Here is a 21,057-nt window from a genome sequence, read left to right on the forward strand (position 1 = left end):
ATATCGTAGTCTTCGACGAACACCAGCTTGCCGGCGAACCGCGGGTCTTTGGCCAATTCGGAAATCTGCCGCATGATCTCCTTGCCGGGCCGATCTTGCGGATGGGCCTTGCCGGCGAACACGAATTGGATCGGCATCTGCGAATCATTGACCAAGTCGGCGATGCGCTCGATATTCTCGAAGACGAGGCCGGCCCGTTTGTAAGTGGCGAACCGCCGTGCGAAGCCAATCGTCAGGGCGTCGAAGCTGAGCGCCCGCCGCAACTGCGTGACGACCTCTTCCGGCTCGCCGCGGCGCTGCGCCTGTCGGGCCGCATGACGGCGGACGAAATCCAGCAGCCGGGCCTTGAGCGCCTGATGCGTTTCCCAGAGTTCGCGGTCGTCGATCTCGTCGATCTTCTCCCAGAGCTTGAATTCGCCCGCATGGTTCGGCCAATCCGGACCAAGGTGCCGATCGTACACCTGATACATCTGCGGAGCGAGCCACGAGGGGACGTGCACGCCGTTGGTGATGTGGCCGATGGGCAGCTCTTCCTCGGGACGATTCGGCCAGAGCCCCACCCACATCCCTCGCGACACCTGCCCGTGCAACGACGAGACGGCGTTCGCCCGCCGCGAGAGCCTGAGCGCCAGCACCGTCATGCAGAACTCTTCGTTCGGGTTGTAGCGATCCACGCGCCCCAGCCCCATCAGGTAGTCGTGCGGCATTCCCATCTCATCGCGCAACGGGCCGAGGTGCTCTTCGATCAGATGGGCCGAAAAGCGGTCGTGCCCCGCGGGAACGGGAGTGTGCGTGGTGAAGACCGCTTGCCCGGTGACGCGGCGCATGGCCTCCTCGAGCGGCAAGCCCTCGCTCCCCATTCGCTGCCGCATCAGCTCGAGCGCGGCGAACGCACTATGCCCTTCGTTCATGTGAATCACGCCCGGCACGATCCCCAGCGACTTAAGCGCTCGCACGCCGCCGACGCCCAGCAGCAGCTCCTGCCGAATCCGCACGCGTTGATCGCCACCATACAGCCGCGAGGTCAGCTCGCGATCTTCGGGCTGGTTGCCTTCGACGTCCGAATCGAGCAAGAGCAGCGTGTTCCGTCCGACCGCCAACTGCCAGACGCGGGCGACGATCTCGGCCGTTCGCGTCTGAATCCGTACGCTCACCGGCTGACCATCCTTGCCGATCGCGTGCCGCAGGGGCAGCCGCTGGCGATCGACATTGAGGTAATCTTCTTGCTGCCAACCGTCGATATCGAGCCGCTGCTTGAAATAGCCCTGGTTGTAGTAGAGGCCGATGCCGACGAGCGGAATGTTCAGGTCCGAGGCACTTTTGATATGGTCGCCCGCCAGGATCCCCAGCCCGCCGGAATAGATTGGCACCGATTCATGCAGCCCGAACTCGGCCGAGAAGTAGGCGACCGGCCGTGCCCAAAGCACACCGGCATGGCGGGCGCCCCAGGTCTTCTCCGAGCCCAGATACTCTTGCATCCGGCGATAGGTGTAGTTGATTCGCCCGTGCAGCACCAACTGGCTGGCCCGCTCCTCGAGCTGCTCGATCGACGTATCTTCCAAAAGCGCGATCGGGTTGTGATCGAGGGTCCGCCAGCGAATCGGATCGAGATCGCGAAAGAGCTGCGCGGCTTCGTCGTCCCAACTCCACCATAGATTCCGGGCGAGCGCCCACAGCCGCTGATACGCCGGCGCGACGAACTGCTCGAGCACCCGCGTCTCGCTCACGATCGGGCTGAGCTGCGCCCCGGCGGCGGCGAGCATCCGGACTTCGTCGGAAGAGAACGCACGGGACTCCGCCGTCTGAACGACCAACACCCCTTGCAGCAGCCCGCGATCGACGAGCGGCACTCCCGCGAACGAACGATAAGGGTCTTCTCCCGCCTCGCGGAAATACTTGAATCGCGGGTGCCGCGCGGCATCCTCGACCATGATCGGCTTGATCTGCTCGGCCACCAGTCCGGCCAAACCTTCGTCGAGCCGCATTCGGATCCGGCCAACACCTTCGGGGCTCAGCCCGACGGTGGCCGCCAGCACCAGATTGGCGCGATCCGGCTCGAGCAAATAAACGGAGCAGACGTCGGTTTTAAATCGGTGCTTAATCAGCTCGACGATGTTGTCGAGGGTCTTGGCCGGCCGGCCGTTGTGCGAGACCAGTCGACCGATCTCTTCGAGGGTCCACAGCATCGAACCTTCGGCAATCGTCTGGGATTCGCTCATCGGGACGTTTTCCCCATGTTGAGATGTCGCTCGTTGGGCGCGGATTATCCCCTACATGCCTGCGCGGGGCCTTGGGGAAGGGCAATTGGCGTGCCGTCGCCGGGCGCGTATTACATTACGATGCCGGGCTGGCAAATCGCCGCAAAAATGCGATCTCGTCGGGCGGATCCAGCCCGTTGTCGAGGCCGCGTTGCCAAAACGTTCGGCACGGCCTGCGCGAAAAAGTGGATCGTCTCACTGGGAAACGTCGCCGTTCAAACTTCCGGAATCCAATCCTCCGGAACCTTCGATGCAGCCGGAAATAAATTGCCCGGCTTGAACCGCCGTCATTTCCGCGACCGATGCTCGATAACGGCGCCGTCGGGGGATGGCGCGGATGGACCGGCGAACTACGTCACTGGAGGGCGATTTTCATGTCGAGCAGTCGAGGCGAAGTCGGGTCTCGGTCTCTTGCCATTCGGTTAAGACTCCACCACGTGCGGGGGTCGGTTCATGCCGCCTTTCGCGCAGCATTCTGGGTCGCCTTAGCCGCGATGGTCGGTAACTATCAGGCGAGCGGTGTCGCCGCCTCTGTTCCGGACCAGAATTCGCCCGCAGCAACCATCCAGGCGGCCCAGCCTCTCGATCAGGCGATCGAGGGCAACATGGACTGCCCCGACTGCGATTGTCGTCGCTGGTGCGACAATCTTTCCTTCTTCTTGGGGCTGGAGGGTTCCAAACAGCCGCAAGATTTCGGCGTGAACGCCAATTTCGGCGGCCGTTTTTCCGTGAACTGGGGCGCGCCGATCAGCGAGGACCTGGGCATCGGGTTCCAGATCGGCACGGCCATCAATGCCACGAGCAACGCGGTGCAAGTGTTTCAACGCGTTGACGGCGAAACCGGGCGAACCCAAAGCTACACGACCATTGGCATTTTCCAGCGCACTCCGTGCGGATGGAAATGGGGAGCAGCCTACGATCTGCTCGAGGAAGAATACTACGACGATTTCAACTTGGGTCAGTGGCGCGCCAAGGTTGGCTACGATTGGACTCCCTGCGACGAGATCGGAGGGCAAGCCAGCATCCACGATCACAGCGACTCGGGCTTCTTCGCCGGAGCGATACCAGTCACGCTGGGCCCAATTACACAGGGCAGCCTCTATTGGCGCCACACCTGGGAGACCCAGGTCGAGACGACCTTTTGGACCGGCATGGCCGAGGGGCACAGCCGTCCGAACCTGGCGCTCGGCGATCTTGCGCCTGATCGGAATGAATTCGTTTTCGGCGCCGACATTTTCGTCCCACTGAACGATCATCTCGTCTTGTTCGGCGAGGCCAATTTCATCATGCCGTCGGCCTCTGGCACCGTGGATTCGTACTTGGGGTTCGAGTACTACCCAGGCGGCGGCGCGAGCCACGCGCGGCAAAATACATTCGCGCCGATGTTCCCGGTGGCCAACAGCACGTCGTTCTCCGTCGATCTGATTCGTTGAGTCGCCGTTCCGATTGTGCAGAACATGCCGGCGGCAACGGCAGGCACGATCCATGCTGCCCACCGCCGTACATCGGCGGGCGAGTAAGCAGGTCGGTGCGCGATTATTCTTAACGCGTGACGGCCAATGGTCGGCATGGAATCTATCCTTGAATTGAACGCTTTGTCCGCGGCTCAATCCCAGGGAATCCATGTCGATCAATCAAAGCTCGTTCGCAGCCGATTCCGGGCCTCCGTCGTCGCAAACGTTCGCTCTGGGGCCGGCCGGTGGTTCGCCAACTCCAACCGATCTTGCCGCGGCAACTCGGATTGAACCCCAAATCGGTGAACCGCTTCCAGTCGAAGACGGCGCTACGGCCGCGGCGCCGGAATTCAACGCAGGGCAAACCGATCCGGACTCGCCGTTGGATCCGGCCACCCCGTTTCCAGTGCCCGCGGCGCGCCGCGGGCAATTGGTCCCGGGTCAGCGCCTGGGCAATTACCGCATCGTCGAGAAGCTCGGCGAAGGAGGCATGGGAGCTGTCTTTAAGGCCGAGAGCCTCGAAGATGGCCAGACGGTGGCGATCAAGGTCCTCAGCCCAGCGGTCATCGGCAATCCCCAAGCTGTGCGGCGGTTCCAAAAAGAGGCCCGGCTCTTAGCCGCCGTCAACAATCCGTATATTGCGAATCTGCTCGAAGTGAGCGAAGACCAGGGACGCCACTTTCTCGTGCTGGAATACGTTTCCGGCACGAGCCTCAAGGAAGTCCTCGGGCGGCGAGGCACGCTCGACGAACACGAGGCTCTGGCGATCATGGCCGACGTCGCACGAGCGCTTGTCGATCCGCACGAGCAGGGAATCGTACATCGCGACGTCAAACCCGAAAATATCTTGTTGACCGCCGTCGGCAGCGCGGACCTTCACGAGGCACGCCAAGGCACGCGCACGGATTGGCTCAACTCCCGGCCACAAATCAAACTGCTCGATTTCGGCATCGCTCGACAGATGGACCAGTCGGAATCGCTTTGCATCACGCAGGCCGGCGCGATCCTGGGCACGCCTTTGTACATGGCGCCGGAGCAATGCAAGGGCAATGCCAAAATCACGCCGCAAACCGACGTGTACGCGATCGGCGTCACGCTATTCGAGTTGCTCTCGGGAAGGCCGCCGTTTCAGTCGGAAGATTCGCTTAAAATCGCGACGATGCATTGTCTCGAGCCGCCGCCGGCCCTAGCCAAGCTGAATCCGGCGCTGAGCGAGGGGGTCATTCGGATCGTGGAAACGGCGCTGGCCAAGCGCCCTGAAGCCCGGTTCGCCGACGCCGGACAGATGCTCCGCGATATCGAGCGTTTGGTCCGCGGCGAGGCGTCGAACATCGATCTCCATCCCCTCGTGCCGCCTCACGATCCGAGCCGATTGTTCCGGTCCGATTTTGTCTGGGACCTCCAAGCCTCCCCGGAGCAACTATGGCCATACGTTTCCAACACGGAACGGCTCAATCGGGCGGTCGGATTGCCCTCGGTGACATACCAAACTCAATTCGATGCCGACCGCGGTCCGCGCAAGTTTGGCGCGTTCAGTCTGGCCGGCATGAATATCGCTTGGGAAGAACATCCCTTCGAATGGGTCGAAGGACAGCGGATGGGAATCCTGCGCGAGTTCACCCGCGGACCGTTCAAATGGTTTTTGAGCATCGTTGAACTGTTGCCACGGCCGGAAGGGGGCACGCGGCTGAAGCACATCGTTCGTATCGAGCCCCGGAATTGGTTGGGACGCGTCGTCGCCGGCCTCGAGGTCAGTCTCAAAGGCCGGAAGCGACTCGACCGAGTCTATCACCGCATGGATGCGGTGCTCACCGGCAAACTGGGCCATGCGCCGGCGCTCGACCCCTACGGCGAGCCGGAACGGCTTCAAGCGGCGCAGCGCCGGCGACTCGACGAGCGGCTGGGAACGCTTGCCGCGCTCGGCGTCGAGCGTCCGTTGATCGAGCTGCTGGGCGACTATCTGGCCCACGCGCCCGCTCAAGACCTGGCCCGAATTCGCCCGCTCACATTGGCCAACCGCTTCGATCTCCCCGGTCAGAATCTGATCGACGCCTGTCTTGCGGCGACGACGACGGGTCTCTTGGAGCTGCATTGGGATATTCTCTGTCCGACGTGCCGCGTCTCGGCCGACGTGAAGGACACGCTGCGCGAGATTCAACGGCACGCCCGTTGCGAAGTGTGCAATCTCGATTTCGAGCTGGACTTCGCCAAATCGGTCGAAATGATCTTCCGCGCTCATCCGGAGGTCCGCAAGGCTGAACTGGGGACGTATTGCGCCGGAGGTCCGGAACACTCGCCCCATGTGTTGGCCCAACTGCGGCTCGATCCAGGAGAATGCATGGAGGCGGAACTCGCTCTGGCGGAAGGGGAATACCTGCTTCGCGGACCACAGCTTCCGCAGTCGATCAAGATTCGGGTCCGCCCAAGCGGCGCTCCGAGTCATGAAAACATTCGGCTTAACGCCGAATTTGATCCGCGCACGGTCCTCAGCCTGCGCGCCGGCAAGCAGCGTCTGGCGATCAACAATGAATACGCTCGCCAACTTCTCGTCCGGATCGAGCGCTGCGTGCCGCGAACGGATGTCGTCACGGCGGCCCATGCGTCGACACTCGCCCAATTCCGGGCGCTGTTTCCAGGCGAAATTCTCAAGGCCGGACAGTTGATGCAGTTGGAGACGATCACGCTGCTCGTGACGGCGGTCGAACGCCTCGACGCGCTGCACGCCGAACTTGGCGACGCGGAGGTCTATCTCCGTCTGCAAGACCACATTCAGACGCTCGAGGCCGCGGTTCGCCAGGCCGGCGGAACGGTGGTGAAGGTCCAATCGGATGGCGTTGTCGCCGCGTTTAGCGACGTAGCGGCGGCCCTGCACGCGGGGATGACGCTGCTGACGGGCGATGAATCCATGGCCGAGCCGGACCCCTTGCGAATCAAGGTTGGCATCCACCGTGGCCGAGCGCTCGTCACCACGCTCAATGATCGTTTGGATTACTTCGGCGCGACGGCGCGGATTGCAGCTTCGTTGCCGCAATTTGCACGCGGCGGCGAACTGATTCTGACGGAGGCCGTGCATTCCGACCCTCTCGCGACGGCTCTAATCGAACAAAGCGGCCTGGTGACCGACTTGGTTCAGCTCGAATTGCCAGGTTTGGCGCGGCAGTATGCAATACGATTGACCATACCGACGCGTCAAGGCGCGGAACCGGAATCGAGCACCGTCGAAAAAGCCGCGACAATCTGAAGGCAGGTAACGAGAATGGAAATGAATCCGCCCGTCGAATCGATGTCGGTCCAATCGGATTGGTTCTTGTGCGAACGAAGCGAATACGATAACACCACGCGCTCGTTGAACATCAACGTCAATCCGTTTCGTATTGGCCGGCTCTCCAACCTGCCCTTATGCCTGTCCAGCACTTCGGTGTCCAAACTGCACGCCGAATTGATACTGGAGGATGGCCGGCTGACCGTGCGCGATCTGGGAAGCACGAACGGAACATTCGTGAACGGCCGGCGTATCGCCGATCCGGCGCCGCTGGCTGACGGGGACCTCCTGCAACTGGCGAATGTGGTTTTTCGGATCGGTCACCGCCAACTCGTTCCTTGCCCGCGGACGGTCGAAGAGAGCGCCGCCGACTGGGCGCTGGCGCTGTGCCAATTCGATCAATTGATGAGCGATCGCGCGGTCGTGCCGCATTTTCAGCCGATTGTCGATCTAGCCGACTCGCGCACGATCGGCTTCGAGGCGCTGGGCCGCAGCTACATCAAGGGATTGGAATTGCCGAGCTTGATGTTCGCCGCGGCAGAGAAACTCGACCAGGAATGCGCCCTGAGCGACCTATTGCGGGTCGAAGGGATCCAGATTGGAACGGGACTTCCCCAGCGGCCGATTCTCTTCGTCAATACCCATCCGGCCGAAGTATTCAACGCGCGGCTCATCGAATCGATCCAGCAGCTTCGCGAGCGGTTCCCAACGCAGCCGCTGGCGATCGAAATCCACGAAGCTGCCGCGACGGACATCCAGGCGCTCGTTGAATTCCGTGAATGGCTGCGAGACTTGAAGATCCAACTGGCATTCGACGATTTTGGGGCCGGTCAGGCCAGGCTGTTGGAATTAACGGAGACTTCGCCGGACTACGTGAAATTCGATATCGAACTCATTCGTGGGATCGATCAGGCGACACCCCGTCGCCGACAGACGCTAGCGGCCCTGGTGCGAATGGTCGGCGACCTGGGCATCGCCACCCTGGCGGAAGGCATCGAGACGAGCGAGGAATCGACGACCTGCCGCGCGCTCGGCTTCCAGTTGGCTCAAGGCTTCTACTTCGGCCGCCCCGCTCCCCTGTCGAATTACACCGAGCGATCTTAGCCCGTCGGGGACTGGATGGCTCATCTCTCGATGCGGTCTATGTCAAACATAAGATGGCGTCCTGCCATTCCGGCGGCTAAAATCCGAGCATCGGCCGGAACAGCTCCGACGACCAGTCCGTTTGCATACGCCCTTCAGGAGAGATTTGCCATGCGTCGGCGCCGCTCCTCCGCGAAACTCCACTTAGAGCCTATCCGAGAACCGCCTGGGACTGTCCCCCTTTTGCAAAGTCCGCGGAGCAAAACGGGGACTGTCTCCTTTGCCCCGCGGTTCTCGGATAGGCTCTTAGCCGCAATTCCCCTCGTCGCGTTTCTTTTGATCGCGCCGCTGCTGCGGGCTGCGGATGCGCCGGCGGATGCCGCGAAACAGGGTCCGCAGTCGCCATCGCCGAGCGCGAAATGGGAGAAGGAAATTCAGGCGTTCGAGGCGGCCGACAAGAAAAACCCGCCCCCCGAGGGCGCGATTCTATTCACTGGCGCCTCGGGAATTCGGATGTGGAAGACACTGGCTGAAGACTTCCCGGATCAGAAGGTCATCAATCGGGGCTTCGGCGGCTCGGAGATGGCCGACTCGGTCTACTTCGCCGACCGCATCGTCGTCCCATACAAGCCCCGGCTGATCGTGATTCAAGCCGGCGGCAACGACATCAACAACGGCAAGACGCCCGAGCAGGTGCTGGCCGACTTCAAGGCGTTCGTCGAAAAAGTGCGGGCGAAGTTGCCGGATGCTCGCATTGCCTTCCTCTCGATGAACCCCAGCCCTTCGCGCTGGGCGCAGCGCGAGAAGCAACAGCGCGGCAATCAGCTCGTCAAGGAGTACATCGCCCCGGAGAAGAACCTCGACTACATCGACTTCTGGGCGGCCCTGCTCGGCCCGGACGGCCAGCCGCGCGCGGACCTCTTCATTCAAGACCGCCTGCACAACAACGCCGCCGGTTACAAGATCCGTGCCGACGTGGTGCGGCCGCACCTAAAGTAGCCGGTTCACTCCATGTGCTGTCCAATTGAATCGGAGGAACTGCATGTTCTGGTTTTGGCTGTTTTTGTTCGGAAGTGCAATTGGAATACTAAGTGGACTGTTAGGGATCGGCGGTGGCGTCCTGTTGGTTCCGGGATTGCTGCTCTTGTTCGGCTTCAGCCAAACGGAGGCCCAGGGGACCAGCCTCGCCGTGTTGATCCCGCCGATCGGTATCTTCGCCGCTTTAGTTTATTACCAGAACGGCTTTGTTCGGCTCCCGGTCGTCGGCTACATCGCGCTCGGCTTCGTCGTCGGAGCCTATTTGGGGGCAAAATGCGTTCCCCTCGTGCCGACCAACGTATTGCGACCGGCGTTCGGAGTGCTGATGCTCTATCTCGGATTTCTCTTCGTCTTTGACGTGACTGGCAGTCGAGGCGCGGTGGCTCTGCCGGCCGGAATTGCCGCAATTCTCTCCGGTCTTCTGGCCCGAATTCTAGGTCGAAAACATACCGCGAAGCTGATTTTGAAGCCGCCGGGAGACCATCACGAATACCATATCTGACTTGGACCGCCCAACAAATCCGGCGGGGACTGTCCCCCTTTTGCGGAGCGGGCACCATCGCCGCGATGGTCGGCAGCAAAACGGGGACTGTCCCCTTCTCCCAGCCGGATTTGCTAGGCGCTCTTAAATCCCGTCCCCGCCGGCAAACTCCATCTCCAGATCAAGCCCGCGTCGGCTATTTTCCTCGGCAAACGCGTTCATGTCGTAGAGCAGCGCGTCGCGGTCGTCGAGCGACGCCAGTTCGTGCCGCGCGAGCGGTTCGATCTTCACGGCGATCGGCCGGATCATGTGAATGACGTAGCCGCCGTTTAGGAGTTCGTGCTGCTCGGGCTGCGTTCGTCCGGATGCCGATGTCGCCCGAACGCGCAGAGTGTAACTCCCTGGCTCGGCCACCTCCCAGCGGTATCCCCACAACGTCCAGCTATATGGCGCTCGCAACCCGATCAGTTCCGCCGAATTCCAGCTTTCGCCCCCGTCGGTGCTGACTTCCACGCGATCGACCGGTTCCTCGCCGGCCCAGGCCACACCGGAAATCCGATTCATTCCCGGGCCGAGGACCGCGCCGGTTTGCGGCCGGATGATCTCCGACTTGACCGCCATTGGTCCGAGGACCACCGTTTCAAGCCCGGTCGGCCCGCGGCGCTGCACGGTGTACTTCACGGTCTGGAAATAGCCTTGGAACGGCTCACTAACCACCTCGATTCGCTCAAGCCACTTTACCGAGGCGACGCCGTACCAACCCGGAACGAACAGCCGCAACGGATAGCCGTGGCTGGGGGTCAGGAACTCGCCGTTCATGCGATAGGCCAGCAAGGTGTTGGGATCGAGGGCTTTTTCCAGCGGCAGACCGCGGGCGAAGTTCATCGGCTCGGGATGGTCGGGTTCGGCGCCGCGGTCGGCGCCTTCGAAGATAACCTCCTGGGCACCGGATTGAATTCCGGACTTTTCCAGGACGAGGTGCAAGGGGACGCCGGTCCATTCCGCATGGCCGATCGCTCCCGCGCCCCACTGCACACCGGAAACTTTTTGCTGCAAGAACGACCGCCCGTTGCCAGCACATTCGACCGTCGAGAAGACGCTCCGCTCGGGCAGCGCCGTCAATTCGTCCCAAGTCCACTCGACCGGCCGATCGACGCAGCCATGAATCCGCAGCCGATAATCATTCCGATTGATCGTCGGCACATCGAAATGATTGCGAACGAAAAACAGTCGATTAGGAGTGACCCAGCTTTGCACGCTTTCAAGCGGCGTTTCACTGTTTTCGGGAAACGCTGTGACGACCTTTCGCCGCTCGGTTTCCGGCGATGCCGGGCCTTTAAAGCCTTCGAGATCGCGAGAAAGTGCGTCGAGTCTTTCGGACATATTGCTCCAAGCCTCTCCAAGTGGCATCCTCTCAGTCCAATTTACAACAACGGCAATGCCGCGTAGTTTCCTCAGTACGTCGGCAATTATCTCAAAGTTTCTTCGCTAAGTCACCAACCTGTATCATGCCAGGTTCGATAACTTTGGCGTTGATCCCGCGCAGTTGAAGCTGCCGGCCCAGGGGCGAGTTGACGAACTTGACCGCGTCGGCGCCATATCGCCTCATGAATGACCGGCAGCCGGTGTGGGGTTCGGCGGTGACTTCGATCAGGGCCGAGCCGATGATCAATCGCGTGCCTGGCGGCAAGTTTTCCACGCTCAGGTCCAGGTCGACGAATAGTTGATCCCCGGCCAGCGGCCAGCGGTCCTTCGTCCGCGCCAAGAGGCCGATCGCACGGGCGTTCATCACGGCGATCTGCATATCGGGATGCGCCGTGCCGTCCGAGGTGCTCGAGCTGCCGCGCTCCTTCCAACTGTCCCCGACGAGACCGCGTTCGAGATCGATTTCCGCTTCCTGCAAGACTTCGCGCTCGCCGACTCCTAGTCGCCGCACGATCATCTCAAGCGGGCCTTCATCCTTCGGCGATTGACGAATCATCTCCAATCCCGCCTCAAGCTCTATAATCGTCAAATGGTTCTCGTCGGACATTTTCATCCGTCACCCTGTCACCTTGTCATGCGTCATCGCAGCCGCTCCCAATCCACGGCACCTGGATCGCGAATCACCGGCAGATCGAACGGCGTCACGTGCGGATATTTCTGCGCCGCGCCGCAGTTGAATAGCAAGACCTGCTCGTCGGCGCCGAGCCAGCCCGATGCGGCCAGCTTCTCCGCCGCGCCGATGCAGGCGGCCGACTCGGGGCAGAAGGAAATCCCTTCAGCCGCGATTCCGCGCCGCATCCACTCGACGATCCGTCCCTCTTCGACGGCGACCGCGGTGCCGCCGCTCGCGCGCACGGCGTCCAAGATCATAAAGTCTCCGACGGCCGCGGGAACTCTCAAGCCGCTGGCCACGGTCGCCGCCCCGGCGAATGGCTCGGCAAACCGCTCTCCGCTCTCGAAAGCCCGCACGATCGGGCAGCAGCCGTTGGACTGAACCGCGACCATTCGCGGCAGCTTCTCCGACTCGAGCCAGCCGAGCGTCCGCATTTCCGCGAATGCCTTCCACATCCCGACCAGTCCCGTGCCGCCGCCGGTGGGATAGAGGATCACGTCGGGCAGTTTCCAGCCGAGCTGCTCGGCCAGCTCCAGCCCCATCGTCTTTTTCCCTTCGACGCGATACGGCTCCTTGAGCGTGGAAATGTCGAACCAGCCCATCGGCCCCATCCCGTCGCGGACGATCCGGCCGCAGTCGTTGATCAGCCCCTCGACGAGAAAGACCTTCGCCCCGGCGAGCGCCGCTTCGACCTGGTTCACCAGAGGCGTGTCGCTGGGCATGAACACGAAGGCCTCGATCCCGGCCCGGGCCGCGTAGGCGGCCATCGCCCCACCCGCGTTTCCGGCGGTCGGGATGGCGACGCGGCGGATGCCGAACTGCCGGCACATCGAGATCGCGGCCGTCTGCCCCCGGGCCTTGAAGCTGCCGGTGGGAAGCTGCGACTCGTCTTTCACCCACAGATTGCGCAAACCGAGCGCCCCGCCCAGCCGCGGACAGGGCAAAATGGGCGTCATCCCTTCGCCGAGCGTGACGATAGAATCGTCGTCGGCCACTGGAAGCAGCTCGCGATAGCGCCATAACGTCGGCGGCCGCTGTACAAACATTTCGCGCGTGAGCGCTCGGCCAATCGCCGCCAAATCATACCGCACCCAAAGCGGCCGGCCGGCATGCGTTGTCTGCGGTACGGAAGCATCCAGCCGCGTGCCGTCAATCGCGCTTTCGAGATGGGTTACGAAGGATGGCATCGAGCCATTATAAGTGGCGTGGACATGAACGCTATTCCGGCGTCTCGCTCTTTTGCTTAGCCCAGGCGTTCACGCCTGGGACCATGCGCAGCAATGTTAGTTGCGTTCAGCCCCGTTCACGGGGTTTTCCGTCGCGGCTTTAGCCCCTGAAGGGGCAACAACTTTTTGACTGTCGCGAGTCCCAGGCGTAAACGCCTGGGCTACGCAAAAGCGTCTCTCTCGCAAACATTTGCGCTGCATGAAAGCGATTTACGGCCCGAACAAGCGCCGGTTGCGAGATGCGGCGGACGACGCTTATAATTGGCCTGCTGTCAATAACAACTCGCGAGCGTGGCGGAACTGGCAGACGCACCAGCTTGAGGGGCTGGCGGGAGCAATCCCGTGGAGGTTCAAATCCTCTCGCTCGCACTCGGACATCGCCAAGCCCAGAGGCTCCAACCTCTGGGCTTGTTGCGTTAGAGGATCAACAATTGCCAAAGAAAAACCTCTTCCGCCTTCCGGCGCGCGCGGCGTGGAACGCGACGGAGGGCGTTCCCTACAAAAAAAATACCCCTTCCGCCCGGCAGAGCGAAAGGGGTTCGCGTTCTTGAGTTGATCTGAGGATCGGGCACGGCGCCCGTCCTCAGCCTAATAAGCCCGGCGGTTCTAACATGCTTTTCCCCCCAATGATTTAGCACCTTTGAAGGACGAATCGCCTAATCGACCGGTCGGATTCGTTGGCAGCCCGCAATGGGCCGCTCGAATCCGTGCAGAAATCGGCACGCAGTCAGTAGAGCTATCCCGTAATTGCGTCTCCGGCGCCGGAAACGCTGTTCCCAGCAAAGGGGAGTCTAGTAACAGCCCATGATGCGACCTGCTCAGCAAGAGCAGGCGGCATCCGTGACTGCGTGCGCCATTATCCTAGCAAAAAGCGCCGGGGCAGCAACCTGTACAGATGTGCGTATCTCGCCCCTCGACTGAGCCAGAATCGCTCTAGGTGAAACTCCTTATCTCGGCCTACTATACGGCCGCTATACAGCGTGGAAGTTCCGAGCAAGGCAGGGAGGCCGTGCGATGGCTGCTGTCTCTTCCGATTCCAATTCTTCAAAGCGATCGACTCGGCCGCACGCCGCCGCCAAGAGCGCCGCGCCGCCGGCCACGCGTCCGCGCCGCTGGCCGCGGCGGCTGCTCATCGCGCTGGCCGGCTATGCGCTCTTGATGTGGGTGCTGCCGATCCTGTTGGCCTGGACGCCGCTGCGCAATCGGCCGCTGGCGATGGCATTGCCGGGGCTCAATGGCACGGTCACATCCGGCGGCGCATCGCTCGGCTGGTTCTCGCCGGTGGTGTTTAGCGATGTCGAGATTCGCGACGCCGCGGGCAATCTGCTCATCAGCGCCGCGGCAATCCGAACCGACAAGACCTTGCTGCAACTGGCCCTCTCGCAAACCGAACTGGGTACGATTCGCATCGAGCAGCCGAATCTCGCGCTCGAGATGCGCCGCGACGGCAGCAACGCCGAAGACGTGCTGCTCCCGTGGTTGAAAAGCGGCAATGGCGGGGCCGATCTGACGATCGGGCTGGAATTTGTCGATGGCACGATCAATCTGCACGATGTTCCCGCGGATCGCCGCTGGAAGATCGAGCAGTATCAGACGTCGCTCAAGCTGGGGCCGAAGAATCCGCTGCCGCTGGAATGCGCGATCTCCGGCAATGCGATCATCGACAACAAGCCGGCGCATTTTGCAGTGAGCTACAAGCAGCAGCCGCGAACTACGAACGGCGCAACTCCAAACAGTTTAGCCGCGACCCAGAGCGCAGCGCCAGGGAGCGCGCCGATCGCCGTTCAGGCGCAGGTCGAACCGCTGCCCTTGGAGATGTTCCGCCCGTTGATCGCGCGAATGCTTCCCGATGCGCAAGTGACCGGGCGTCTGTCGGCAAACTTGCAGTATCAAATCGCGGCCGCGCAGGCCGATGCCAAGACCCTATTGGCCGGGCAAGTGCAAGTGGACGGGCTTAATCTTTCGGCGGCGGCGCTCGGGGCGGATCGGCTGCACCTCGACAGCTTGCAAGTTCCCTGCCGAATCGCCTGGCAGGGGCGTCAGATTGATGTCGAGCAACTCGGCATCCGCTGCGATGTGGGGGAATTCTCGATCACCGGACAAACGACGCTTCCTGATAACGTGACGGCTCGCTCGTTCGCCGAATGGCTGCACGAAAGCTTCGCCGTTCAGGGAGAACTCGACCTTGCGCAACTGGCAAAACTATTGCCGGAAACGCTGCACGTCCGCCAGGGAATCCAGATCAATTCGGGAGACGTCAAGCTCGCGCTTGCGAGCGACGGCGGCGGTTCGCATCGCTGGAGCGGGCAGCTTCAAGCGAGCAATATCATCGCGACCAACGCCGGCCGGCAGATCACCTGGGACAAGCCGGTCAGCGTGAATCTGGCCGCACATGATGCGGCCGCGGGGCTAGTGGTCGACACGTTCGATTGCCAATCGAGCTTCGTCCACGTTGCGGGCAGCGGCACGCTCGTTCAATTCACCGCCGAGGCCGATTGTGATCTGAACAAGCTGGCCACCGAACTCGGACAATTCGTCGATTTGGGGAGCGTGAAGCCCGCAGGGGACGGACAGGCGACGCTCGATTTTCAGCGCTCCGCGGACGGGGGCTTCCGCGCCGTTGCGAAAGGCCAAATTAGCAACCTTCAGCTAGCGATTCCGAGTCACACTTGGAGCGAACCGTCTTTAGCCGTGACGCTCAACGCTGCTGGACAGCTTCCGTCCGTCTCGAACTCCGGTTCGCAAGCAAACCGGCTAACGACCGCGCCCGCAGCCGCGGCGCGCGTGGACAAGGCCTCGCTCGACGTGATCGCCGGGCCGGCCGGCGCGGCTGGAACGGATCATCTGGCCCTGCAACTTCTCGAACCGGCGACCGATGTGGCCTCGCTCGCCGCGAAGGGAAACTGGCATGTCGCTGTCGCCTTGCAAGGAGATGTCGCCCGCTGGCAGTCGCGGCTGGCAAGTTGGATTCCGCTCGACGCCTGGCAGCTCGGAGGCGCCTGCGACGCGTCGGCCCAACTGACGTATTCGTCCAAGGGAATCGACATTCAGCAAGCTCATGCGTCGATCAACCGGTTGCATGCCTGGGGCAGCGGCTGGTTTATCGACGAGCCGGCGATGCAGCTTGAGGGCGCGGCAACTTGGGATTCCGCCGCGCGCTCGCTGAAACTAGCGCCGACGACTCTCACTTCAAACACTTTGGCGCTCCAAGCCAAAGAGACAACACTGGGGCTGCCCGCGCAAGGACCAGCCGATTTGGTTGGCGCGATCGCCTGGCAGGCCGATCTGGCCCGGCTCGGCGCCTGGACGCACAACCCGCGCGTCGCGCCGGCTAGCTTAGCGACCGGTCGGTTCAGCGGCCAAGCCAATCTGGCCGAAAGCGGCACGACAACGACAGCCCAACTCTCCGCGGCGATCGACAACCTGGCCGTCTTTGGTGCCGCTCCCGCAGCGGCACCCACTCAAAACGTGCCTCTGTGGCAAGAGAAAAGGCTGACGATCGCCGCCGGCGGCAAATACGATCGCGCCGCCGACCTGCTGAGCCTCGATTCGTTCGACGTCGCCTCGATAGCGCTGCACTTCAAAGGCTCGGGCAAGGTGGCAGCGCTCACGGGTCGCCAGGAAGCCGATCTGGCTGGCCAGGTCGATTACGACTGGCAGACGCTTAGCCCGCTGTTGCAACCATACTTCGGCACACAGATTCAACTCACCGGGCGGCAATCGCGGCAATTCGCCCTTCGCGGACCGCTCGCGGCAACTGCATCGCCGGCCAACAACGCCGACACGTTGGCTTGGCTGCGGCCGCTGGTCGTCGAGGCGGGTTCCGGCTGGACGACCGCCAGTTTCCGCGGAATTCAACTCGGCGCTGCCCAGTTCGACACTCGCCTGGTGGACGGCACTCTCAGCTTCGTCAAGCCACTCACGGTCGGAGTGAGCGACGGACAAATGATTCTCGCGCCGCGGCTGCGGCTCTCACCCGGCCCGGCATTGATCATGTTCGACAAAGGTCCGCTCGTGCAGCAGGTGCGGTTGTCGCAAGAGATGTGCAGTCAGTGGTTGAAATATGTGTCGCCATTGGCATCGGAAGCGGCGCGGGCGCAGGGGCAGTTTTCGATCGACTTGCTGGGCGGGCGCGTGCCGCTGGCCGATCCTTCGACGTGCGACATCGCCGGTAAGCTGACGATCGTCTCGGCCGACATTAATCCGGGACCGATCATCCATCCCTTCGCCCTGATCGGCCGGCAAGTTCGTGCGATCCTGAACGGCCAACCGCCGCCGCTGACCGCCGGCAGCGATCGGCCGCTGGTACATTATCCGCAGCAGAGCGTCGATTTCCGCGTCGTCAACCAGCGGGTCTACCACGAGCTGATCGAGATGGACATCGGCGGCATGACCATTCGCACGCACGGCTCGGTCGGCCTGCTGGACGAGTCGCTCGTGCTCGAAGCCGAAGTGCCGATGAAATCCGCGCCGCCCCTGTTAGGATCGCAGCCGAATCCGCAGGAGCAAGTTGTTCGCTTTCCGATCGAAGGCACGCTCGGCAGCCCGAAGATAGATCCCCGCGTGATCGAGAAACTCGCCGCCCAAATGCTGAAAAACACCACGCGCAACACGCTCCGCGAGGGAATCGACAAGCTCGATAACCTGTTTCGCCCGAATCCGTGATTTTTCTTGACTGCGCGCCTCGCTCTGCTAAAACAATGGCAGGTGACGACATTGCGCATCGGTCTCTCACCGATGGTGCTGAAAGCGGTTCATCACTTTTGCCGCGGAGGTCGCAGCCATGAACGGTCATTCTCGCCGTAGGTTTCTGGCGGACGTTGGTCGAGGGATGCTCGTGGCCAGCGTGGGCACGACGCTGGCCGCCGATCTGGGGCTCTCGCCGGCTTGGGGCGACGAGGCATTGCCGGCACTGACGTTTGGCCGGCTCGAGCCGCTCGTCGTGCTGATGCAAGAGGCGCCTCCCGACAAGCTCATCCCCATCGCAATCGAAAAGCTCAAGGCCGGGACGGAATTGCGCACGCTCGTCGCCGCCGCCGCGCTGGCCAACGCCCGCACCTTCGGCGGGCAGGATTACGTTGGGTTTCATTCGTTCATGGCGCTTGCGCCGGCTTACCACATGGCGAAGGAACTGCCCGCCGATCGCGCGCCGCTCCCCGTGCTCAAGGTGCTCTACCGCAATACCAGCCGCATTCAGGCCTTCGGCGGCCGGGCCAACGAGGTGCTGCACCCCGTCGAGCCGACGGAGCTGCCGATCGGCCAAAACGGCGGCGAGTTGATGCAGCAAGCCACTCGCCAAGCCGACGTAAACGCCGCCGAACGCACCTTCGCTGCCCTGGCGCGCGGCCCGGCGGGCGAGGCCTTCAATCATTTGCAGTATTCCATCGAGGATGAAGTCGATGTGCACCGCGTCGTGCTGGCCTGGCGGGCTTGGGCGACGCTCGATTTGACCGGCGAAGAGTATGCCCAATCGCTGCTGCGACAGTCGGTGCGATACTGTGTGAACTCTGAGCAGCAGATCAAGAGCGGGCAGCGCGCAGCCCCCGCGGTTCGCACCGTTCTGCCGAAGCTCCTCGATCAATTCAAGCTGCTTGGCATGGCGCCGGGGGATCGTCGGGCTGAAGATGCTTGGATCGCGAACATGGGGCGGCTGATTGCCAACTCGTCGCGCGAGCAGGCGGCCGAGGCCGTCGCCGCCGCGCTCGCCGATGGCCTGAATGCCGAAGATATCGGCGCGGCCATTTCGCTGGCGGCAAACGAACTCGTGCTGCGCGACCCCGGCCGGGCGAAGGAATGGGCCTCACCCGAGAAACCCGTCGGGAGCGTGCATGGCGATTCGGTCGGGGTGCATGCGTCCGACGCCGCCAACGCCTGGCGAAATATAGCCCGCGTGAGCAATCGCCGCAACTCGGTGGCCAGCCTGATCGTCGGCGCGTTCCACACGGCCGGGCAATACGCTCGCTTGAACAAGGAACCGTTCCCGCTTCCCGAGCATCTCGACGAGATCGCGGCGGTTGACAAGAAGGCCTTGCTCGACCGGTTGGAGACTGCGATCCGCGGCAAAGACCAGTTCCGCGCGTGCGCGCTGCTACAGCGCTACGGCGAACTCGAGCACGAAGCTCGGCCGGCCTTTGATTTGCTCCTCCGCTACGGCATCAGCGAGGACGGCGCGCTGCATGCGGAGAAGTATTACCGCACGGTGAGCGAAGAATTCTCCACCGCGCGCCCGGCATTCCGCTGGCGACAGTTGATCGCCCTGGCCCGAGTCACCGCCAGCGAATACGGCCGCCCCGCGCCGGGGTATACGCAAGCCCGCGAGCTGTTGAAGGTGTGAGCCGCGTCATTCCTCGAGCAACTGCTGCAGCCGCGCGAGCGAGCGCGTGAGCATGACGCGGATGGAGCCGTCGGTCTTGCCGAGGCGCTCGGCGATGGTTTTCGAGGGGAGGTCTTCGATGTAGCGCATCTTCAGAGCCTCGCGATGTTCCTCGGGCAGCTTCTCGAGCGCCGACATCAGGCGAATTTGGCGCTGGTCGCGCGAGAAGGCCTGGCTGGCGGAGGTCATGCTGGCCACGAGCAGGTTGATCAGCCCGACGCGGCTCTGGTCGCCGCCGCCTGCGTCGAGCGGCACCTCGCGGCCGGCGTCGCGCTTCTGGCTGCCGAAGAAGCGGCGATGGGCGTCGATGATCCGCCGCTCGGCGATCTGGCAGAGCCAGCCGAAAGGATCGCGCTGGCTCAAGTCCACTTCGCCAAAGCTGCGGACCGCGTCGGTGTTGACCTCTTGCAACAGGTCGTCGGGATCGACTTTGCGACGCAACGCCGTGCCGAGCCGCCGCTCGATGAAGGCGATCAGCGGGCCCCGCCGCGCGTTGAGCCATTGGCCGAGAGCGTCGCGGTCGCCGGCCCGCAGGCGTTCGACCAGTTTGTCTTCCGATTCCAACATCGGCCTCGCCCCGCTTGGAAGTTGCGACATGAGTTGGCTCCATCCTAATCGTTTGTGAGTCCAAAATGAAAGATCCAGCGGCATCAACGCCGGACGCGGCCGACCGAGTCAACGGCGGCCGCGTCAGGCTGCATCGAATTGTTTAGAGCTTAAACTCCGGGCCGCTCCTTGCTATTGGTCTTGGGCCTGGAAAAGGCAGGCTGGCTTGCGGTTGGCCGAGCAATCGCAGTTCGCGATCTGCTCGGCCGAATCTCCGCTCGATTGCCAATAGTTTCCCAGGAACGGCCCGGAGGTTGATTTCTCCATTTAAGCGTCCAACAAATCCGGCCGGGAAAGGGGACAGTCCCCGTTTTGCTCCGTGACCATCGCGGCGATGGTGCCCATTCGCAAAAGGGGACAGTCCCCGCCGGATTTGTTGAAACGTCTCACTCACCATCGACTACGACCGAGCCGTTGTCGTCGCAACCGTTGTTGTTGACGATGATGACCTGCTCGCCGCAATCGCAGCCGTCGTCGCAATCGCAGCACCCGCCGTCGCATCCGCCGAAGCAGCAGCCATCGAAGCAGGGGAAATCCCAGCAGAACCCACACGGCCAGCAGTCGTGGCAGCAGTGGTCGTGGCAGCAGTCATGGCAATGGTCTTTGCAGTAGTGATCGTGGCAATGGTCCTTGCAATAATCGTGGTCGTGGCAATGATCTTTGCAGTAATCGTGATCGTGGCAATGGTCGCACGACTTATCGTGACACTTGTAGTCCTCGTGACAGTACTGCGAGTCGTCGTGCTTCGAGCTGGTCTTGTACTTGCCAGAATCGTGACTCACTTTGGTGAGCGGGACGGTGTGCATGTTCGACTTGCCGTTGCTCACCTTGCTTCCACTGGAGTGCGCGATGTTGGTATGACCGCTGCTGCCGCTGTTCTTGGCTTGGGCGGCCAACGGGCAAAGCGCGAAGATCGAGGCCGCGGCGAAACCGGCCGTCAGCGAGATACGAGCGTTGGTACACATGGACGTTTCTCCTCGTGAAATGAGTGGTTTGATTTGATTTGGCGTTCGGTCCGGCCCAGCGGGCTGTCCTCACCTCTCTGTTGAGCGTGGAACCGCCTCAACTGTTACAAGAAAAATCGCGAGCTACGGATTCCGCGAGAGAAGGTCGGCGCCATCTTGGCCCCGAACCGCGCCTTTTGACTTGCGAACTGGCGAAGATTTGCAAAAATAGGC

General features: G+C 62.3%; 14 protein-coding genes and 1 tRNA gene. 8 read left to right on the forward strand and 7 right to left on the reverse strand.

Going from position 1 to position 21,057, the window contains the following annotated elements; translation table 11 throughout:
• On the reverse strand, positions 1–2,219 hold a 2,219-nt coding region (glgP, locus tag VGY55_08330), incomplete at its 3' end, for an alpha-glucan family phosphorylase (protein ID HEV2969983.1).
• Positions 2,220–2,752: 533 nt separating this feature from the next.
• Between glgP and VGY55_08335 the strand changes: the two genes are divergently transcribed.
• The 5 genes from VGY55_08335 (at position 2,753) to VGY55_08355 (ending at position 9,597) form a co-directional block, all read left to right on the forward strand.
• Entirely contained in the window at positions 2,753–3,691 is a 939-nt protein-coding gene (locus tag VGY55_08335) for a DUF6666 family protein (GenBank protein HEV2969984.1), read from the forward strand.
• 190 nt (positions 3,692–3,881) lie between these two features.
• Positions 3,882–6,953 carry a protein kinase gene (locus VGY55_08340; protein ID HEV2969985.1) on the forward strand — a complete coding sequence of 1,024 codons (3,072 nt, stop codon included), beginning with the start codon at positions 3,882–3,884 and terminating at the stop codon, positions 6,951–6,953.
• 21 nt (positions 6,954–6,974) lie between these two features.
• The gene (locus VGY55_08345; GenBank protein HEV2969986.1) at positions 6,975–8,078 is read left to right on the forward strand and encodes an EAL domain-containing protein; all 1,104 of its coding nucleotides are present in this window, start codon (positions 6,975–6,977) and stop codon (positions 8,076–8,078) included.
• A gap of 150 nt (positions 8,079–8,228) precedes the next feature.
• Positions 8,229–9,056, forward strand: coding sequence for an SGNH/GDSL hydrolase family protein (locus VGY55_08350; protein HEV2969987.1), 828 nt, complete (start codon positions 8,229–8,231; stop codon positions 9,054–9,056).
• A 43-nt stretch (positions 9,057–9,099) separates the two neighbouring features.
• Positions 9,100–9,597: a sulfite exporter TauE/SafE family protein gene (locus tag VGY55_08355; GenBank protein HEV2969988.1), complete on the forward strand. Its 498-nt coding sequence runs from the start codon at positions 9,100–9,102 to the stop codon at positions 9,595–9,597.
• A 123-nt stretch (positions 9,598–9,720) separates the two neighbouring features.
• Here VGY55_08355 and VGY55_08360 read toward each other — a convergent pair whose 3' ends face one another.
• The 3 genes from VGY55_08360 to VGY55_08370 form a co-directional block, all read right to left on the reverse strand.
• Positions 9,721–10,959, reverse strand: a complete 1,239-nt coding sequence (locus tag VGY55_08360; protein ID HEV2969989.1) for a sulfite oxidase — start codon at positions 10,957–10,959, stop codon at positions 9,721–9,723.
• Positions 10,960–11,050: 91 nt separating this feature from the next.
• On the reverse strand, positions 11,051–11,614 hold the full coding sequence (locus VGY55_08365) for a hypothetical protein (GenBank protein ID HEV2969990.1): 564 nt from the start codon (positions 11,612–11,614) through the stop codon (positions 11,051–11,053).
• A 26-nt stretch (positions 11,615–11,640) separates the two neighbouring features.
• Positions 11,641–12,861, reverse strand: a complete 1,221-nt coding sequence (locus VGY55_08370; protein HEV2969991.1) for a threonine synthase — start codon at positions 12,859–12,861, stop codon at positions 11,641–11,643.
• Between the two features lie 324 nt (positions 12,862–13,185).
• Between VGY55_08370 and VGY55_08375 the strand changes: the two genes are divergently transcribed.
• The 3 genes from VGY55_08375 (at position 13,186) to VGY55_08385 (ending at position 19,234) form a co-directional block, all read left to right on the forward strand.
• Positions 13,186–13,269, forward strand: a tRNA-Leu gene (locus VGY55_08375).
• Positions 13,270–13,914: 645 nt separating this feature from the next.
• On the forward strand, positions 13,915–17,565 hold the full coding sequence (locus tag VGY55_08380; protein HEV2969992.1) for a DUF748 domain-containing protein: 3,651 nt from the start codon (positions 13,915–13,917) through the stop codon (positions 17,563–17,565).
• A gap of 118 nt (positions 17,566–17,683) precedes the next feature.
• Positions 17,684–19,234: a hypothetical protein gene (locus VGY55_08385; GenBank protein HEV2969993.1), complete on the forward strand. Its 1,551-nt coding sequence runs from the start codon at positions 17,684–17,686 to the stop codon at positions 19,232–19,234.
• Positions 19,235–19,240: 6 nt separating this feature from the next.
• On the opposite strand, the gene VGY55_08390 is transcribed toward VGY55_08385, so the two are convergent.
• The 3 genes from VGY55_08390 to VGY55_08400 all read right to left on the reverse strand — a co-directional run bounded on the left by VGY55_08390 (position 19,241) and on the right by VGY55_08400 (position 20,844).
• Positions 19,241–19,837 carry a sigma-70 family RNA polymerase sigma factor gene (locus tag VGY55_08390; protein ID HEV2969994.1) on the reverse strand — a complete coding sequence of 199 codons (597 nt, stop codon included), beginning with the start codon at positions 19,835–19,837 and terminating at the stop codon, positions 19,241–19,243.
• A gap of 174 nt (positions 19,838–20,011) precedes the next feature.
• On the reverse strand, positions 20,012–20,146 hold the full coding sequence (locus VGY55_08395; protein HEV2969995.1) for a hypothetical protein: 135 nt from the start codon (positions 20,144–20,146) through the stop codon (positions 20,012–20,014).
• Between the two features lie 119 nt (positions 20,147–20,265).
• Positions 20,266–20,844, reverse strand: coding sequence for a hypothetical protein (locus VGY55_08400; protein ID HEV2969996.1), 579 nt, complete (start codon positions 20,842–20,844; stop codon positions 20,266–20,268).
• Positions 20,845–21,057 lie beyond the last annotated feature (213 nt).

The sequence above is a fragment of the Pirellulales bacterium genome (assembly GCA_035939775.1).
Lineage (GTDB): Bacteria > Planctomycetota > Planctomycetia > Pirellulales > DATAWG01 > DASZFO01.

Excerpts from the sequence above, each read along its gene's own strand:
- VGY55_08335 (HEV2969984.1), top strand. The coding sequence starts at position 2,753 with ATGGTCGGTAACTATCAGGCGAGCGGTGTCGCCGCCTCTGTTCCGGAC.
- VGY55_08340 (HEV2969985.1), top strand. The coding sequence starts at position 3,882 with ATGTCGATCAATCAAAGCTCGTTCGCAGCCGATTCCGGGCCTCCGTCG.
- VGY55_08345 (HEV2969986.1), top strand. The coding sequence starts at position 6,975 with ATGAATCCGCCCGTCGAATCGATGTCGGTCCAATCGGATTGGTTCTTG.
- VGY55_08350 (HEV2969987.1), top strand. The coding sequence starts at position 8,229 with ATGCGTCGGCGCCGCTCCTCCGCGAAACTCCACTTAGAGCCTATCCGA.
- VGY55_08355 (HEV2969988.1), top strand. The coding sequence starts at position 9,100 with ATGTTCTGGTTTTGGCTGTTTTTGTTCGGAAGTGCAATTGGAATACTA.
- VGY55_08360 (HEV2969989.1), bottom strand. The coding sequence starts at position 10,959 with ATGTCCGAAAGACTCGACGCACTTTCTCGCGATCTCGAAGGCTTTAAA.
- VGY55_08365 (HEV2969990.1), bottom strand. The coding sequence starts at position 11,614 with ATGAAAATGTCCGACGAGAACCATTTGACGATTATAGAGCTTGAGGCG.
- VGY55_08370 (HEV2969991.1), bottom strand. The coding sequence starts at position 12,861 with ATGCCATCCTTCGTAACCCATCTCGAAAGCGCGATTGACGGCACGCGG.
- VGY55_08380 (HEV2969992.1), top strand. The coding sequence starts at position 13,915 with ATGGCTGCTGTCTCTTCCGATTCCAATTCTTCAAAGCGATCGACTCGG.
- VGY55_08385 (HEV2969993.1), top strand. The coding sequence starts at position 17,684 with ATGAACGGTCATTCTCGCCGTAGGTTTCTGGCGGACGTTGGTCGAGGG.
- VGY55_08395 (HEV2969995.1), bottom strand. The coding sequence starts at position 20,146 with ATGGAGAAATCAACCTCCGGGCCGTTCCTGGGAAACTATTGGCAATCG.
- VGY55_08400 (HEV2969996.1), bottom strand. The coding sequence starts at position 20,844 with ATGTGTACCAACGCTCGTATCTCGCTGACGGCCGGTTTCGCCGCGGCC.